The organism is Pseudonocardia sp. ICBG601 (assembly GCF_020496245.1).
The window spans coordinates 272074-288779 of record NZ_JAHLJA010000152.1; the positions used below are offsets into that span (position 1 = coordinate 272074).

Sequence of the window (16706 nt, forward strand, 5' to 3'; positions counted from 1 at the left end):
GGTCAGCCACCGAGGGCGAGGGCGTGCTGCACCCGGCCCCGGCCGCCGGGTCCGTGCAGCACCGCCTCGACCCAGCAGCCGACCGGCCGGGCCGTGAGCCCGGCCGCGGTCGCGGCCAGCCAGGCGTCGTGGACGGCGAGGCCGGACCGGACGTGCTGGGCGACGGTGTCCGGGCCGGGGTCGACGTCCCCGGTGACGACGAGCAGCCCGCCGACGCCGGTGAGGTCGGGCAGGCCGCAGGCCCGCCGGGTCAGCGCGGCCGCGAGCGGGTGGCCCGCGTCGAGCAGGGGCGCGTGCTGTCCCGCGCCGAGCCGGGTCCGGGCGACCCGGTCGAGTCCGGGGTCGGCGACCGGCGGACGCAGGCTCGCGAACGGCGCCGAGCGGCGTGCGCGGAGCACGGCCGACGGGTGCGGGTCCGCGCTCGCACCGAGCGGGACGGCGCCGTCGGGGCCGGGTCCGGTCGTGAGCACGACGCGGGAGTGGTCGCCGTCGGGGACGAGGTGGGCCGTCCGGGGCCGTCGCAGCGTCGCCGCGGCGGCGAGGACGGCGGCGGCCGCGTGGCCGAGGTCGAGCAGCAGTACCGGCAGCGAGCGGGGGCCGTAGCGCCACGCGGTCCGCTCCGGGGTGAGGTGGAGGACGACGTCGTCGTGGTCGTCGTGGTCGTCGTGGTCCGGGTCGGGCGGGGCCGGGACGGCGCCGGGCCGGTCGCGGCTGCCGGGTCCGGTCGCGCCGGGCCGGGCGGGCCCGGCGTCGAGGGCGTGGGCGAGCGGGTCGTAGACGCGACCGCCGTCGTCACCGCCCGTGGTCGGGTCGTGGAGACGGCCGCCGACCCGGGCGTCGACCGGGTAGCGGCCGCCCGCCGAGGGCACCCGGCGCAGCCGCACCCCGCCGACCACCCGGTCCGGGTCGGCGGCCAGCGACAGCGCCAGCAGCGCGCCGGTCCCGGTGCCGTCGCGGGTCAGGGGCACCGGCCGGGTCGCCGTGGTCGCCTCGGCGGGGCGCGCGGTGTGGTCGGTGGGGCCCGGGTCGGCACCGGACCAGGCGAGCCGGAACGCCGCGGCGGTCCGGGGATCCACGGCGCCGCCGTCCCGCTGCGGGTCCGGCGCGGCCCGGCCCGGGGGCTGCACCGTCACAGGAACGGTGGTGGGCAGTGCACCAGCCCGTCGGGCCCGGTGGCCGGGTCGAGGTCGAGCCCGTGGGCGCGGGCGGTGTCGCGCCAGCGGGGCAGCCCCCAGTACCGGAACGCGGCGGGCGCGTTCGGCACGAGCCCGGTGGCGCAGGTGCGGACCACCCGCCACGGGGTCTCGGCGACGTCGGGCGTGGTGAGGTCGACACGGGCGATGCGGTGCCCGTCGGCGAGCAGCGCGGCGGTCAGCGACGCGAGGTCCCCGACCGGCCCGGCGCGCAGCGGGCCGCGGGTCGCGGGCGCGGTGAACCGGGGCAGGTGCTCCTCCCGGACGCGCGGGTCGAGCCACACCTGCACCTGGGCGCCGAGGTCGCGCACGGCGGCGTAGCGCTCGCCGGCGTCGTCGCGGTAGCGGCGGTCGGCGCGGTGGTCGAGGTAGAGGCCGCGGGCGAGGACACCGGCGTCGATCGAGGCGTACACCCAGCCGTCGGGGTCGAGCAGGCCGCGGGTGAACACCCAGGTGTGGACGGCCTCCAGCACCGCCTTGGTGGCGGCCTCGGCGGCGTCGAAGCGGGCGGCGCCGCCCCCGGCGACGATCCCGGTCTCCGGGTCGACGACGACGGCCCCGACCACGGCCGCCGGGTACTCGGTGGGCAGCTCGACGAGATGGACGTCGAACGCGGCCCCGGCCAGCGCGGCGTCGAGCCCGGGGACCGAGGCCCGGTCGATGCCGTGGGAGGGCAGGCCGAGGTGCCACCAGCGTTCCAGCGCGTCGCGTTCGACGAGCTCGAGCAGGCCGCGCCGGTGGGCGTCGGTGGCGCCGTCGCCGGTGGCGATGCCGGCGTAGTTGAGGTGGTGGAAGCGGGGTTCGTCGCGACGGGCCCCGCTGTGGTGGTTGAGCAGCGCCCAGGAGGCGGGCAGCCAGGCCGGCTCCCCGTCGGCCTCGACGCCGGCGATCCAGCGGATCGGCAGGTCCTCGGTGAAGCGCTGGTAGGGGCGGCCGTCCTGCCAGGGCGCGAGCAGCGGCAGCTCCTCGGGCCCCCAGCACCGGTGTCCCGCGGCGCGCAGCTCCGCGGCCGTGGTCAGCGGCAGGTCGCGCGGGACGCGGTTGCCGCAGTATCGCTCGACCGCCTCGCCGAGCGCGGCGGTGCGGGCGCCGTCGCGGTCGCCGAAGGTGGTGCCGAGGCTGACCCGGTCCGCGGGCCAGGCGCCGAGCCGGCGCGCGTCGGACACCTCCGCGGTGACGGCGGTGTAGGCGGCGGGCAGCCCCGGTACGGGGGCGACGTCGACGAGCCGGCGGACGATCCCGCTCAGCGGGTCGACCAGCGCCTCCACCGGCAGTGCGGGAACGGTCGGTGCCGTCACAGGGTGACCTCCTCGGGGATGGCGGCCGCGGCGACCTCGTCGCGGCCGGGTCGGACGTGCGGCAGGTCCAGGCGCAGCGCGTGCACGGTGCGGTGGTCGGCGCGCAGGTCGGTCGCGTGCGCCGGGTCCTGTCCGGTGTGCGGGTTGCGGGCGTGGGCGGGCCAGTGGTGCCCGGCGATCTCGACGCGCAGCCGGTCGCCCTCGTGCACGGCGGCGCCGACCGGCGGGGTGGTGACGACGACCTGCCGCGACGCCGGGCCGCGGTGCCGGTGCACGGCGGTGACGAGGTCGTGGCCGCGGAGTCCGACCCGGACGACCCAGTCGGCGTCCGGGGCGTCGGTGTCGCCGGTGACGGTGACGACCAGGGGCCCGGCGAGCGCCCCCGCCGGCAGCGGCGGGGTGTGGGCGACGACCCGGTCGGCGGGGTGTCCCGCGGCGGCCGTCTCGGTGGTCGCGGCGGTGGTCGCGCTGGTGGTCGCGGCTGTCATCCCGGTGCTGGTGTCGGTGCTCGCCGCAGTGCTCGCCGCAGTGCTCGCCGCAGTGCTCGCCGCGGGGGGCGTAGCGGCGGGAGCGGCGCCGTCGGTCGGCGCGAGAGCCGGCGTGGGTGCGCCAGGTGGGCGGGATCGGACGGGCCGCCCGGGGTCGGCGACGAACCCAGCGGGGAACCCGTCCGGCGGCGTCGCGTCGACCGTGAGCGTCGACCCGTCCCCGGCCCGCACCCAGCGCCCCGTCTCCCCCACCGCGACGAGTGCCCCGCGCCCCCGCGGCCGGCCCTGCACCGCGGCACGGGCCCAGGCGGCGTAGACCGTGCCGATCCGCCGTCCGGCCAGGACCGCGCCGGGCGCCGGGGCGTCGAGATCGTGCCCCCACGGCCCCAGGACCAGCCGTGACGGCCCGTCCCAGCGCCGGGCGAGCTCACCGGTGCGGGCGGCGAACGGGTCCGCGGTGCCCCCGACGGCGAGCAGCGGCATCGCGGCCCGCGCGATCCCGTCCCACAGCCACGGCGTCTCCGCGGGGGCGTCCCACAGCTCGGCCCACCCGTCGGGGGCCGGGGCCAGCGCCGCGGTGACCGGCAGCGTCGCGGCTGCCGACGGGGCGGCGGGACGCGCGTCCGCACCGTGCTCGGACCACCAGCCGATCCGGCAGGCCAGCCGGGCGGCGCCGCCGGGTTCGCGGGCGGTCTCGCCGGGCCCGAGCGCGGGGACCGCGGCGAGCACCCCGCACACCTCGGGGTCGGCGAGGGCACCGGCGACCGCACAGTGCGCCCCGTAGCTGGCGCCGGCGAGCACGACCCGCCCGTCACAGCCGGGGACCGCGCGCAGCGCGGCGAGTGCGGCGACGCCGTCGTCGGTCTCGTGGGCGTAGGGCCGGAACTCCCCCGTCGAGCCGCCTCGCCCCCGGACGTCGACGACCAGCGCGCCGAACCCGTGCGCGGCCCAGCCGCGGGCCTCGGGCAGCAGCCGCTCGCGGCCGTAGGGCGTGCGGATCAGCACCGCGGGCCAGGTCGCGGCGGCGGGGCGGACGAGGGTGGCGGCGAGCCGGACCCCGGCCGCGCCGGGCAGGTCGAGGTCGGTCACGGCGCGCTGTCGGGCACCGGCAGCAGCGCGTGGTCGGCGATCGCGGCGGTGTCGAGGTCGACCACCCGCAGACGTCGCCGGGCCGGCAGGGCGGCCGGGACCAGGTCACCGGTCGCCGGGGTGTCGTGGCCGGCGGCCCAGGCGCGCACGTCGGCGGCGAGCAGCGCGGCCAGCAGGGCGTGGTCGCCGGGACCGGTCGGGGCGACGGGCGCGGCGTCCCAGTAGGCGAGCAGGTGCGGGTGCCCGGACCCGGCCGCGGCGAGGCGGCGGGCGCGGACGTCGGTGTGCCCGGCGTCGCCGGGGTGCACGGCGGGCGGTTCGAGGATGCCGTGCCGTCCTTCGACGGCGAGCCGGAACCAGGCGGTCCCGCGCTCGGGCAACGAGTCGAGCGCGGTCCAGGCGGCCGGGGCGGGCCCGTCCGCGACGGCGCACACCGCATTCGTGTCCGTGTCCGTGTCGGCGGCGGCGAGGGAGTCGAGGTCCCCGCGCCGGACCCGCAGCCCCGGCCCGGCGAGCGCGGCGGCGACGGCGTCGGCCAACGCCCCCCGCCCGGCGACGGTCACGGTGGCGGTCCGCGGCGGCGGGGCCTCGTCCAGGTAACCGGCCGCGGCGAACGCGCCCCGCTCCGGGTCGAGCCCCGGCGGGGGCACCGGGTCGGCGCCGTCGAACCAGCGGGTGAGCGCCTCGACCGTGCCGCGGGGCAGGTCGACCCCGCGCAACCGGCCGGAGGCCTCCCGCAGCGCCGAGCCCCGCCCGGGGACCTCGAACACGCTCACGCCCGGTCGCAGTCGTTCCACTCGCACTCCCTGGTCCGTCGGTCGGTCACGGCAGACCGCGGGCCCGGCACCGTCGCCGGTGCCGGGCCCGCGGCGGGTGTCACTCCTGCTCGGCGGCCTGCTCGGTCGCGAACGGGTTCTCGACCAGGGCGTTGGAGTGGCTCGCGGAGTTGTGCGGCAGGGCGCGCTCGGCCTCGAGCTCGGTGAAGATGTCCTTCATCGTTTTCTCCTCCAGTGGGTGACATCGTCCGGTTCCGGACCACTCCATCGTGGCCATAAACGACATCGATTCTCAACAGTGGTGGATGTCTCGTTACCTGCTATTGGTGATGACTGTCGTTTCACACTATGGTTCGCGCAACCCCGACGGAAGGACCCCGTGAGCGAGACGGCCCCGACCGCCCCCGAGCACGAACGCACCGACCTGCGCCGCTATCTCGCCGCCCGGGTCGTCTCGGTCGCCGGTTCCCTGGTCGCCGCGGTCGCTCTGCCCGTGCTCGTCTACCGGCTGACCGGATCGCCCGCGTGGACGGCGGCGATCGCGACCGCGGAGGCACTGCCCTACCTGCTGTTCGGGCTGGTCGCGGGCGCGCTGGCCGACCGGGTCGACCGTAGGCGGCTGATGGTCGGCGTCGACCTGGCGTGCGGCGCGGTGCTGGCGGGGATCCCGCTCGCCTGGTGGGCGGGGGTGCTCACGCCGTGGCAGGTGCTCGGCACGGCGGTCGCGGTGCAGACCGGCTTCGTCTTCTTCGACGCCGCGAACTTCGGCGCCCTGCCCACGCTGGTCGGGCCGGACCGGATCACCGCGGCGTTCTCCACCCTCTACGGCGCGACGACCGTCGTCGAGCTGGTCGTGCCGCCGCTCGCCGGGCTGGCCGTCGCGACCCTGGCCCCGGCCGGGCTGCTGTCGGTCACCGCGCTCACCGCGGTCGCGTCGGCGCTGCTGATCCGGTCGGTCGCCGGGCGCCTGTCCCCCGGGCCCGGAACCCGCGCGCCGACCCGGATGCTCGCCGACGTGCGCGAGGGCCTGGCGCTGCTCCTGGGCAACCCGGTGGTCCGCACGCTGACGCTGGTCGGCACCACCCAGGCCGTCGCGGGCGGCGCCTGGCTCGCGATGACCGTGCCGTGGGCGGACCGGGTGCTCGGCATCCGCGCCGACGGCGACGCCCGGCTCGGTCTCCTGTTCGCCTGTTGGGGTGTGGGCGGGCTGGCCGCGGCCCGGCTGGTCCCGCGGCTGTCGGCGCGCTGGGGCGGGGCCCGGCTCGCACTGGCCGGGCTCCCGGTCTCGCTGGCCTGCGCGGTCGCGGTGGTGTCGGCGACGCACTGGGTCCCCGCACTCCTCGCCGCGACGGCATTCGGGGCGGCGTACTCGACGGTCGTACTCAACGCCGTCACCTACCGGCTGCAGGTCACCCCCGAGCACGCCCGCGCCCGGGTCTCGACGACCGCGCGGATGCTGTCCTGGGGCCTCGGCACCCCCGCCGGGGCGGCCCTGGCCGGCGTCGTGGCGACGACACCGGCGGGCCCACGCGGCGGTCTGGCGGCCGGGGCCGCGGTGCTGGCCGTCGGGGTCGCGCTGGCGTGGCTCACCCCGCCCCTGCGCCGGGCCGCCCGCGGGTAGGGCCCGTCGCGGGTCCCGCGCGATCGTCGGCCGGCCGCCGGCGGTGACGACACGGTGGCCGGAACCACGACAACGCGACGCCCGGCGACGCGGGCGCCGCGGCCGGGGTCGGACGCAGTTGCCGGGGTCGGCGCGCCGACTCCGGACCAGGGCGCCGACGCCGGGCTCAGGCGCTGACGCTGCGGGCCGGGTCGGCGTCGAGGTAGCTGCAGGTCAGCCGTCCCTCGTGGGTCGAGACGACCCCACGCACCCCGAACACCTCGGCCAGCAGCCGCTCGTCGACGACGTCGCCGGGGGCCCCGTCGGCGTGCACCCGCCCGTCGCGCAGCGCGACGATCCGGTCCGCGCACCGCGCGGCCTGGGCGAGATCGTGCAGCACCGCGACGACGGTCAGGCCGCGCTGCCCCTGCAGCTCCCGGACCAGGTCGAGCACCTCCAGCTGGTGACGGACGTCGAGGTAGGTGGTGGGCTCGTCGAGCAGCAGCACCGGGGCGTTCTGGGCCAGGGCGAGCGCGATCCGCACCCGCTGGCGTTCCCCGCCCGACAGCAGCTCGACCGGGGTGTCGGCCCACGCCTCGGTGCCGGTGGCCGCCAGTGCGTCGGAGACCGCCGCGTCGGCGCCGCCACCGAGCATGCCCAGCGGCCCGCGGACGGCGTAGCGGCCCTGCGCGACGAGCGCCCGCACCGTCACCCCGCCCAGCGGCGGCAGGGCCTGCGGCAGCACCGCGACCCGCTTCGCGACCTCCCGGCGCGGGGTCCCGGCCAGCGGCCGGTCGGCCAGGTGCACGGCGCCCGCGTCGGGCCGGTGCAGCCCGGCGAGCACCCGCAGCAGCGTGGTCTTCCCGCAGCCGTTGCGCCCCACCAGCGACAGCCACTGCCCGCGGGCGACCGCCAGGTCGACGCCGTCGAGCACGGTGCGCCCGTCGAAGCGCACCGTCACCCCCTCGGCCCTGAGCACCGTCACAGCGCACCTCCCACCGTCGTGCGGGACCGTCGGCGGACGATCCCGATGAGCACCACCGCGCCGGCGACCGCCGTCACCGCTCCCGCGGGCACCCCGATCGGCCGGTCACCGGCCGGGGCGAGCGCCGTCAGCAGCTGGGCGACGACGTCGGCCGCGACGACCGTCCCCGCCCCGGCCGCCGCGGCCGCGGGCACGAGCAGCCGCGGGTCGGCCGCGCCCCGCACCCCGAGCACCGCACGGGCCAGGTGCGGCGCGAGCAGCCCGACGAACGCGAGCGCCCCGACCGCCGCGACCGCCCCGCCGGTGGCGAGCACGGCCAGCAGCACCGCGGCCGAGCGCCACCCGGACACGGCGAGGCCGACGCCGCGGGCGTGGTCGTCGTCGACGCCGAGGACGGCGAGCACCGGGCCGAGCAGCACCGCGAGGACCACCGCGGTGAGCGCGACCGGCCAGAGCGCGGCCCAGTGCTCCCAGCCACGCCCGTTGAGCGAGCCGACCAGCCACCGGACCATCGACCCGGCCAGTTGCGGGCGGGCGGTGAGCAGCAGCAACGTCGTCCCGCCGAGCACCGCCGACACCAGCACCCCGACGACGGCGAGCCGCAGCGGGTCCGCGGTGCCCGGCCCCGCGGCCCGGCCGGCGAGCAGCCACAGCACCCCGCCGCCGAGCGTCCCGCCGAGCAGGGCCACGGCGAGCACGCCGAGCGGGGTGCCGACGGGCCCGCCGAGCACGGTCCCCAGCACCGCGCCGAGCACCGCACCGGAGCCGACGCCGGTCACCTCCGGGGAGGCGAGCGGGTTGCGCAGCACCGCCTGCAGCACCGTCCCGGCGACGCCGAGGCAGGCACCGGCCGCGAGCCCGACCAGCACCCGCGGCGCCCGCAGCTCCCGGACGAGGTCGGTGGACAGCGGGTCCGCGACCCCGGCGAGCGCCGCGAGCGCGGTGCCGGGCCCGACGGCGGTGCCGACCAGGAGCCCGGCCAGGGCGGCGACCGCCACGCACAGTCCGAGCAGCCCGAACCGGGCCGCGAGCGTCGCGCCCCGGCCCACCGAGCGGTTCACCGGTCCACCGCCGCGGCGGTACGGTCGGTGCGGGCGGGACCGGCCGTGCGGGCGGCCCGCGGGCGTCGCCACACCAGCAGCAGCCCGCCCGCGACGATCGCGACCCCGGCGGTGAAGCCGCCGACCGGCAGCTCCACCGGGTACAGCACGGTGCGGGCCAGCAGGTCCGCGACGACGACCACGGCCGCGCCCGCCCCGGCGCAGGCCGCGGCGCGGGGCAGCGGCCGGGCCGCGGGGAGCAGCACCCGCACCAGCTGCGGGGCGAGGAAACCGACCCAGGCGACCGGCCCGGCCGGACCGACGACGGCGGCGACGAGCAGGCAGGCCACGCCCAGCACCGCCGCCCGGGCCGCGCCGGTGCGCAGGCCCAGCGCGGAGGCGGCGTCGTCGCCGAGACGCAGCGGCCCCAGCAGCGGCAGCACCGCGATCCCCGCGACGAACGCGACCGCCAGCGCGGGCAGCACCGGCGTCACCGTCGCCCACGTCGTGCCGGTCAGCGAGCCCAGCAGGTAGCGCACCAGCACCCCCTGCTCCGACGACCCGGTCATCGCGACCGCCGCGAGCAGCAGCGCCTGCAGCGCCGCGCCCACCCCGGCCCCGATCAGCAGGACCGCGGCCGGTCCGACGGCGCCGCGGACGGCGAGCAGGGTGAGCGCTCCCCCGGTCACCGCACCGACCACGGCGGGCAGTAGCGGCGCGAACGGGACCGCGGCCCCGGTGACGATCGTGACCGCCACCGCGGCCGCCGCGCCGGAGGACACCCCGAGCAGCTCGGGGACGGCGAGCGGGTTGCGCAGGCCGTCCTGCAGCAGCAGCCCGGCCAGCCCGAGCGCGGCACCGGTGAGCACGCCGAGCAGCAGCCGCGGCACCCGCAGCTCGGTGACGACGACGTGCTCGATCCCGCCCGCCGCGCCCAGCACGGCGGGCAGCCGGTGCGGGGCGACGGCCGGGGTGCCGGTCCCGAGGACCAGCGCGGCGAGCAGCACCGCCCCGAGCGCGACGGCGAGCAGCAGCAGGGCCCGTCTCACCGGCCGGGGACCGCCGCGAGCGACTGGGTGACGATCGCGCCCAGGCTGCGCGTGCCGCGGCCGCTGCCCCACAGCCGGGGGTCCATCTCGTGCACCTGCCGCGCCGCCACGGCCGGGACCTGCTGCCAGACCGGGTTGTCGGCGAGCTGGTCGGTGAGGGTGCGGTCGGCGGAGGAGAACAGCAGCGAGTAGGCGAACACCACGTCCGGCCCCCGGGCGAGGATCTCCTCGACGCTGTAGGTGCTGGCGGTCTCGACGTCGGCGCCGCGCGGGACGAACGGGTAGTCGTAGAGCGTCGCGAGCAGGTCGCCGTTGACGGTGTCGGTGGTGTCAACGCCGATGGTGTCGGCGCTGCCGTACATCAGCAGCACCTTCCGGTCGGCCCGGCCGGTGGCGCGGGCCTGCTCGACGCCGTCGGCGAGGGTGGTGCGGAAGCGCTGCTCCGCGGCGGTGGCCTCGCCGGTGCGTCCGGTCAGCGACCCGAGCGCACGCAGGTACCCGACGGACTCCTCCCAGGTGGTGGGCTGGACCAGCCAGAGCGGGGCGAAGCGTTCGACGGCCGCACGCAGCGGCTCGTGCACCCCGCCGAGGCCGATCACGAGGTCGGGGCGCAGCGCGGCGATGGACTCGACGTCCTCGCTGCCGAAGCTGCCGGCGACGGTCGGGACCTGCGCGGCGCGGTCGCCGAGCAGCACGGGGTTCTTCAGCAGGGCCGGGGTGGAGGTGCCGGCCGGGGTGAGCCCCAGCTCGACGACCATGTCGTCGCACAGGCCGGTCAGGCAGACGATCCGCGTCGGCGGGGCCGGCACGGTGACGGCGGTGCCGCGCGGGTCGGTGACCGAGAGCGCCGGCTCCAGCGGCGCGACGTCGCGGCTGACGGCGGGCCGCTCGGCGGCCGCCTCCGGCGCGGCCGTCCCGCCGCACCCGGCGAGCAGCAGCGCGACCACCGCGACCGGCAGCAGCGCGGCGATCCGGGAGGCACGGGCCGGCCGGGCGGTGGACCGGGCGGCAGCAACGGCGCGAGCAGGTGCGGCGGACCGGGCGGCGGCACCGGCGGACAGGGGGCGGGCGCTCATCGCGCACCGGCCAGGTCGCGTCCGGCCCGCAGGTCGCGCAGCGCGGCGGCGTCGCGGCGCAGCGAGGCGGCGGTGTCGCCGGGGACGAACTCCAGCAGCACCTCGGTGTCGGTGCCGTCGTCGCGGGACTGCGCGGTGAGCTCGGCGAGCACCGGGGCCCACAGATCGGCGCGGTCGGCGAGCGGCAGCCGCTCGGTCCAGCCGTCGGCCCCCCAGGAGAACGCGTGCACGGTGGCCGGGCGCAGCGCACGGACCTCGACCAGGCAGGCGTCGGTGTCGGGCAGCTCGCGGGGCTGCCAGTGGGTGACCAGGGCCGGGTGGCCGACCTCGGCGCGCAGCCTCAGCGCGGTGTCGAGGCCGTCGGTGAGGGACTCGACGTGGTGCTCGACGAGCAGCCCCATCCCCCGCTCGGCGACGGCGTCGGCGCAGCGCCGCAGCGCGTCCACGGTGGCGGCGCGCGCGGCGGGCGACACGTCGTCCGAGGCCGACGTCCCCGCCCAGACCCGCACCCGCGGGGCGCCGAGCTCGGCCGCCGTCGCGACGACGGCGTCGAACTCGCCGGGGTCGGACGCGCCGGCCTTGTGGTAGCTGCCGTAGGTCCCGATCCGCAGCCCGGCACCCGCGCACGCACCGCGGGCCGCCGACGCCGCCGCCCGGTCACCGGGGCGGACGTGCCGGTCCCCGGCCCACTCGACGACCTCGGAGCCGGCGTCGACCGCCAGGCGCACGACGTCCGGAACGGATCTCTCACGGAAGGTGACCGACGCCAACCCCAGAAGCAGCATGGTCTGTAACCGTAGTCATTATCGTTTGTGTGATCCAGCGACGTACGTCACCCGGTGTCCGGTTCCGCCTAGAGCAGGTCGAGCCCGGCCGCCACGACCGTGTCCGCGTCGAGCCCGTGGTGGGCGTAGACCGAGGCGAGGTCGCCGGACTGCCCGAAGCGGTGCACGCCCAGGTGCGTCGCCGGGACCCGGTTGACCCCGGCGAGGAACGCGAGGGTGTGCGGGTGCCCGTCGAGCAGGGTGACCAGCGGCGCGGCCCGGCGCGCGGGGAACGCCGACTCCAGGATCCACGGCTCGGCCTGCGGACGGGCGGGGCGTCCGGCGCGGGCCTGCAGGGCGTCGAACAGCAGCCCCGGGCTGGTCACCACGACGACGTCGACATCGTGGCCGAGCTCGGCGAGCCGGTCCGCCGCGGCGAGTGCCTCGGTCGTCGGCGCCCCGGCGACCGCGATGGTCAGCGCGGGCGTGCCCGCGGCGCGACGCAGCGGGTAGGCCCCGGCGACCACCTGGCGCCGGCGCCGCTCGCGCGCGGCCGGATCGGCCGGGACCGCCGCGAGGGTCTGGTCCACCGGCCTCGTCGACAGGCGCAGGTAGGCGCTGGTGCCGTCCGGGCGGCCGAGCCGGGCGAGCGAGGCGAGCAGCGTCCACTCGGTGTCGATGGCGAACGCCGGCTCGTAGGTGACGCAGCCGGGCTGCTCCAGCCCGACCGACGGCGTCGTCACCGACTGGTGGGCACCGCCCTCGGGGGCCAGCGACACCCCGGAGGGCGTGCCGACGAGGATCGACTGGCCGCCCGCGTAGATGCCGAACGACCACGGCTCCAGCGCGCGCTCGACGAACGGGTCGTAGAGCACCCCGATCGGCAGCACCGGACGGCCCCAGCGCGACCAGGTCGCCCCCAGCTCCCCCAGCGCCCCGACCAGGTTCCCCTCGGCGATGCCCAGCTCCAGGTGCTGGCCGGTGGGCCGCTCGCGCCAGTGCAGGATCGTCTCGGGGTCGTCGTCGAACCAGTCCTTGCGCTCCGCGGTGGACCAGACGCCGACCTTGTTCACCCAGCCGCCCAGGTTCGTCGACGACGACACGTCCGGGCAGAGCGTGACCACCCGGCCGGCCGCCTCGGGGGCCTCGCGGGTGAGGTCGAGCAGGGCCCGGCCGAGCGCGGCCTGGGTGGTGGCGCGCCCGGTCGGGGTGCGCCCGATGTCGGTCGGCAGCGGCGGGACCGGCTGGTCGTCGACCGGGTCGCGGTGCAGCCGCTGCGCCGCGCCGGCCACCACCTCGCCCGCCGGGGACTCCGGGTCGAAGCGCCGCCAGGGGTCGTCGGGGTCGGCGCCGACGGCGTCGGCCAGCTCGCGGACCTGGTCGGCGCTCAGGATCGAGCCGTGGTTCTGCGGGTGGCCCGCGGTCGCGAGGCCGTGGCCCTTGACGGTGTAGGCGAGGATCACCGTGGGCCGGGTGTCGTCGATCGCGGAGAACGCGTCGCGCAGCGCGGCGGTGTCGTGCCCGCCGAGGTTGCGCACCGCGGCGAGCAGGGTGTCGTCGTCGAGGCCGGCGACGAGCTCCTCCAGGTCGGCGTGCCCGTCGGGGAGCCGGGTGCGGACCTCGTCGGCGTCGCAGCGCAGCAGCCGCTGGTACTCCGCGTTCTGCATGGTGTCGATCCGGGCGCGCAGCGCGTCGCCGCCGGGGCGGTCGAACAGCTCGTGCAGCAGCCTGCCGTACTTGACGGTGAGGACCTGCCAGCCGGCCGCGGAGAACATGCCCTCGATCCGCGGCGCGCCGATCGCGGGGACGACCCGGTCCAGGGACTGCCGGTTCAGGTCGACGATCCACACGACCTCGCCCAGCTCACCGACCATCGGGTCGAGGATGGCCTCCCAGACGGCGCCCTCGTCGAGCTCGGCGTCGCCGACCAGGGAGTACTGCCTGCCCTGTCCGGCGCCCCCGAAGTGGGTGTCGACGTAGCGGCGGGCCAGCGCACCCCAGATCGGGGCGGTCGCGCCGATCCCCACCGAGCCGGTCGAGTAGTCGACCGGGTCGGGGTCCTTGGACCGCGACGGGTAGGACTGCAGCCCGCCGAAGGCGCGCAACGTGCCCAGGTAGCGCTCGTCGAGCTCGCCGAGCAGGTAGTTGATCGCGTGCAGCACCGGCGAGGCGTGCGGCTTGACCGAGACCCGGTCCCCGGCCCGCAGGTGCTCGAACCACAGCGAGGTCATGATCGTGGTCATCGACGCCGACGACGCCTGGTGCCCACCCACCTTCAGCCCGCTGGGGTCACCGCGCCGGTTGGCCGCGTCGACGATCGCGGTGGACAGCCACAGCACCCGCTTCTCGATCTCGACGAGCGTGTCCGTCGTCACCGTCTGCGTGCCCATCGCCCACCACTCCAGCCTCGTCGCTCATGCAGCCTGCCCAGCCAGCCCACCACCACACCGACGAGTGCACAACCACAGCCCACACGACTGAGCAGAGTGCACGCGACGGGCCGGGCGGGACGCGCGCCGGGGCGGCATAATGCGCACCCGCGGACACGAGGAGGGGCACCACGTGACGGGAACGACCGGCGATGGGCGGGCCGCGCTCGACGGCCACGACGCCCGGCTGCTGCTGGCCCTGGCGCAGGACCCGCGCGCGACGGTGCTCGCCCTCGCCGAACGGGTCGGCCTGTCCCGCAACACCGTGCAGGCCCGGCTGGCCAAGCTGGACCGGCTCGGCGCGCTGGACACCTTCGAGCGCCGGGTCGACCCGGCGGCGCTCGGCTACCCGCTGACCGCGTTCGTGAGGGTGCGGGTGGTGCAGCGCGAGCTCGCCGCCGTCGCCGACGCACTGGACCGGGTACCGGAGGTGCTGGAGGTGCACGGCGTCTCCGGCCCCGAGGACCTGCTGGTGCACCTGGTCGCCCGCGACGCCGACGACCTCTACCGGATCGCCGGGCACCTGCTCGCGATCGACGGGGTGGAGCGCACGTCCACATCGCTGGTCATGCGCTCGCTGGTCGGGTTCCGCACCGCCCCGCTGCTGCGCCGCCTGACCGACGGCGGCGCAGGCGCACCCGTCGTTCACCCGGCACCGCTAGCGTCACGCCGATGAGCGCCCCCGCCGCCCCCGGCTTCGACCCGGACTTCCTCGGCGTCGCGACGCCGATGCCGACGCTGCCCGGGACCGACACCGTGCTGCTCCCCTACACCCACTTCACGACGCTGCACCGGCCCGACCGGCGCCTGGCCGCGGCCACCGCCGTCGCGATCGACGGGGCGACCCTGCGGCAGCTCGAACGTTCCGACGACTGGCGCCTCGACGACCGGCTGCCCGCCGGGCAGCAGGCCGGCGCCGAGCTCTACGCCGACAACGACCTCGACCGCGGCCACCTGGTCCGCCGCCAGGACCCGGTGTGGGGCGGGGCCGCCGAGGCTGCGACGGCGGAGTCCGACACGTTCCACTACACCAACGCCGCCCCGCAGGCCGCCGCGTTCAACCAGGACAAGGAGACCTGGGGCGGGCTGGAGGACTACCTGCTCGACAACGCGGGCGACAACGACCGGCGGCTCGTGGTGTTCACCGGCCCGGTGCTGGCCGACGACGACCCGGAGTACCGCGGCGTACGCATCCCGCGGCTGTTCTGGAAGATCGGCGCCTTCGTCACCGGCGGCGCGCTCGGCACCACCGCCTACCTGCTGGACCAGACCCCCCAGCTCGGCGACCTCGCCGAGCCGCCGGCCGGGGACCCGCCACCGCTGGGCCCGTACCGCACCTTCCAGGTGCCGGTGGCCCGGATCGGCGAGCTGACCGGGCTCGACCTGGGCCCGCTGACCGCCGCGGACCGGATGCCGGTACCCGAGCCGGTGCCCGCCGCGCTGTCCGAGCGGGCGGTCCGGCTGCGGTCGTTCGCCGACATCCGGGGGATCTAGTCTCGCCCCCGTGACCGAGCTGCTCCCCAGCACCCAGCGCACCCTGCTCGCCCGCGTCGCCCGCGCCCAGCGCGACGGCCGCGTCCCCTCGCTCGTCGCCGGCGTGGTCCGCGACGGCGCCCTGGCCTGGCACGCCGGCCGCGGGGACCTGCCCGACGGCGCCGGCCCGGACGACGTCCAGTACCGGATCGGCTCCATCTCCAAGACCGTCTGCGCGGTCACCGTCCTGCGGCTGCGCGACGAGGGACTGCTCGACCTCGACGACCCGCTGGACCGGCACCTCCCCGGCACCCCGCTCGGCGACCGCACCCTGGGCCAGCTGCTGTCCCACCTCGCGGGGGCCGGCTCCGAGAGCCCCGGCCAGTGGTGGGAGCGCACCCCCGGCGGCACGCTGGAGGAGCTGGGCCTCGGCGACGCCGACCGGGTGCTGCCCGCCGCGCGCCGCTTCCACTACTCCAACCTCGGGTTCGGGCTGCTCGGCGAGGTCGTCGCCCGCCTCCGCGGCCGCGCCTGGACCGACGTCGCCCGCGACGAGGTGCTGCTCCCGCTGGGCATGACCCGCACCTCCACCCGTCCGCAGCAGCCCGCCGCGGCGGGACGGGCGGTGCACCCGTGGGCCGACCTCGTGCTGGCCGAGCCCGAGCACGACGCCGGGGTGATGGCCGCCGCCGGGCAGCTGTGGTGCACCGCGGCGGACCTGGCCCGGCTCGGCGCGCTGCTGCTCGGCGACACCGGCGGGGTGCTCTCCCCGGCCACGGTCGAGGAGATGACCCTGCCCGCGGGCGTCGACCCGACCTCGCCGGTCTGGGCCGGCTACGGCCTGGGCGTGCAGGTCCTGCGGTTCGAGCGGCCCGAGGGCGGCGGCACCACGACGCTGGTCGGGCACGGCGGCTCCATGCCCGGCTTCCTCGCCGGGCTCTGGGTGGACCGCGAGGAGGGCGCCGGCGCGCTGGCGATGGGCAACACCACCTCCGGGATGGACAGCGGGCTGGCCGCCGGGCTGCTGAACGACCTGCGCGTCGCCGAGCCCCGCATCGTCGCGCCGTGGACCCCGCAGCCCTGCCCGGTCGACCCCGAGCTGCTCGGACCGTGGTTCTGGGGCCCCTCCCCCTACGCGCTGCGCTCGGTCGGCGGCGGGCTGCTGCATCTCGGCGGTCTCGGGCGCCCCGGACGCGCGTCGCGGTTCCGGCCCGGCCCGGACAGCACCTGGGTCGGCCTGGACGGCTACTTCGCCGGGGAGACCCTGCGGATCGCCCGCGACCACCTGTGGCTGGCCACGTTCGTCTTCACCCGCACCCCCTACGACCCGGCCGCACCGGTCCCCGGCGGCGTCTCCGACGAGGGCTGGACCACCGCCTGACATCACGGTTCGGCTTGCACAGCGACACGGGACGGTCCAGTACCTACACTTTCGGCACACAAACG

General features: G+C 77.8%; 15 protein-coding genes. 4 read left to right on the forward strand and 11 right to left on the reverse strand.

Annotated features, from left to right (window positions below; all coding sequences use genetic code 11):
* Positions 1–2: 2 nt before the first annotated feature.
* From KPL57_RS51640 to amiA, 5 genes are all read right to left on the reverse strand, one after another.
* Positions 3–1133 carry a hypothetical protein gene (locus KPL57_RS51640; protein ID WP_226357742.1) on the reverse strand — a complete coding sequence of 377 codons (1131 nt, stop codon included), beginning with the start codon at positions 1131–1133 and terminating at the stop codon, positions 3–5.
* Positions 1130–2491, reverse strand: a complete 1362-nt coding sequence (locus KPL57_RS51645) for a YcaO-like family protein (protein WP_226357743.1) — start codon at positions 2489–2491, stop codon at positions 1130–1132. Before KPL57_RS51645 ends, KPL57_RS51640 begins: the two co-directional genes overlap by 4 nt.
* Positions 2488–4068 carry a CocE/NonD family hydrolase gene (locus KPL57_RS51650; protein ID WP_226357744.1) on the reverse strand — a complete coding sequence of 527 codons (1581 nt, stop codon included), beginning with the start codon at positions 4066–4068 and terminating at the stop codon, positions 2488–2490. Before KPL57_RS51650 ends, KPL57_RS51645 begins: the two co-directional genes overlap by 4 nt.
* Positions 4065–4844, reverse strand: a complete 780-nt coding sequence (locus KPL57_RS51655; RefSeq protein WP_226357745.1) for a hypothetical protein — start codon at positions 4842–4844, stop codon at positions 4065–4067. The genes KPL57_RS51650 and KPL57_RS51655 overlap by 4 nt, the downstream gene beginning before the upstream one ends.
* Positions 4845–4944: 100 nt before the next feature.
* Positions 4945–5064: a streptamidine family RiPP gene (gene amiA, locus KPL57_RS68095; RefSeq protein ID WP_020625778.1), complete on the reverse strand. Its 120-nt coding sequence runs from the start codon at positions 5062–5064 to the stop codon at positions 4945–4947.
* A 159-nt stretch (positions 5065–5223) separates the two neighbouring features.
* Here amiA and KPL57_RS51660 point away from each other — a divergent pair, with 159 nt between their 5' ends.
* Positions 5224–6465 carry an MFS transporter gene (locus tag KPL57_RS51660; protein ID WP_226357746.1) on the forward strand — a complete coding sequence of 414 codons (1242 nt, stop codon included), beginning with the start codon at positions 5224–5226 and terminating at the stop codon, positions 6463–6465.
* A gap of 166 nt (positions 6466–6631) precedes the next feature.
* Here the strand turns inward: KPL57_RS51660 and KPL57_RS51665 are convergent, their stop codons facing one another.
* The 6 genes from KPL57_RS51665 to KPL57_RS51690 form a co-directional block, all read right to left on the reverse strand.
* Positions 6632–7429: an ABC transporter ATP-binding protein gene (locus KPL57_RS51665; protein WP_226357747.1), complete on the reverse strand. Its 798-nt coding sequence runs from the start codon at positions 7427–7429 to the stop codon at positions 6632–6634.
* Entirely contained in the window at positions 7426–8490 is a 1065-nt protein-coding gene (locus tag KPL57_RS51670; RefSeq protein ID WP_226357748.1) for an iron ABC transporter permease, read from the reverse strand. Before KPL57_RS51670 ends, KPL57_RS51665 begins: the two co-directional genes overlap by 4 nt.
* Positions 8487–9518 (reverse strand): iron chelate uptake ABC transporter family permease subunit, encoded by a 1032-nt coding sequence (locus tag KPL57_RS51675; protein ID WP_226357749.1) that lies wholly within the window; start codon positions 9516–9518, stop codon positions 8487–8489. Before KPL57_RS51675 ends, KPL57_RS51670 begins: the two co-directional genes overlap by 4 nt.
* Positions 9515–10594: an ABC transporter substrate-binding protein gene (locus KPL57_RS51680; protein WP_226357750.1), complete on the reverse strand. Its 1080-nt coding sequence runs from the start codon at positions 10592–10594 to the stop codon at positions 9515–9517. Before KPL57_RS51680 ends, KPL57_RS51675 begins: the two co-directional genes overlap by 4 nt.
* On the reverse strand, positions 10591–11379 hold the full coding sequence (locus KPL57_RS51685) for a sugar phosphate isomerase/epimerase (RefSeq protein ID WP_226357751.1): 789 nt from the start codon (positions 11377–11379) through the stop codon (positions 10591–10593). Before KPL57_RS51685 ends, KPL57_RS51680 begins: the two co-directional genes overlap by 4 nt.
* A 68-nt stretch (positions 11380–11447) precedes the next feature.
* Positions 11448–13748 (reverse strand): pyruvate dehydrogenase, encoded by a 2301-nt coding sequence (locus KPL57_RS51690; RefSeq protein ID WP_226352369.1) that lies wholly within the window; start codon positions 13746–13748, stop codon positions 11448–11450.
* 172 nt (positions 13749–13920) lie between these two features.
* Here KPL57_RS51690 and KPL57_RS51695 point away from each other — a divergent pair, with 172 nt between their 5' ends.
* From KPL57_RS51695 to KPL57_RS51705, 3 genes are read left to right on the forward strand one after another with little or no spacing between them, the layout of a single operon-like run.
* Positions 13921–14463 carry an Lrp/AsnC family transcriptional regulator gene (locus KPL57_RS51695; protein ID WP_226352370.1) on the forward strand — a complete coding sequence of 181 codons (543 nt, stop codon included), beginning with the start codon at positions 13921–13923 and terminating at the stop codon, positions 14461–14463.
* A complete protein-coding gene (locus tag KPL57_RS51700) occupies positions 14460–15281 on the forward strand; it encodes a DNA/RNA non-specific endonuclease (protein WP_226352371.1) in 822 nt (273 codons plus the stop codon). Before KPL57_RS51695 ends, KPL57_RS51700 begins: the two co-directional genes overlap by 4 nt.
* Before the next feature lie 10 nt (positions 15282–15291).
* Positions 15292–16641, forward strand: a complete 1350-nt coding sequence (locus tag KPL57_RS51705; RefSeq protein ID WP_226352372.1) for a serine hydrolase — start codon at positions 15292–15294, stop codon at positions 16639–16641.
* The last annotated feature ends 65 nt before the right edge of the window (positions 16642–16706 follow it).

Coding starts and splice junctions, on each gene's coding strand:
- KPL57_RS51685 (WP_226357751.1), bottom strand. CDS start 11,379: ATGCTGCTTCTGGGGTTGGCGTCGGTCACCTTCCGTGAGAGATCCGTT.
- amiA (WP_020625778.1), bottom strand. CDS start 5,064: ATGAAGGACATCTTCACCGAGCTCGAGGCCGAGCGCGCCCTGCCGCAC.
- KPL57_RS51690 (WP_226352369.1), bottom strand. CDS start 13,748: ATGGGCACGCAGACGGTGACGACGGACACGCTCGTCGAGATCGAGAAG.
- KPL57_RS51700 (WP_226352371.1), top strand. CDS start 14,460: ATGAGCGCCCCCGCCGCCCCCGGCTTCGACCCGGACTTCCTCGGCGTC.
- KPL57_RS51680 (WP_226357750.1), bottom strand. CDS start 10,594: ATGAGCGCCCGCCCCCTGTCCGCCGGTGCCGCCGCCCGGTCCGCCGCA.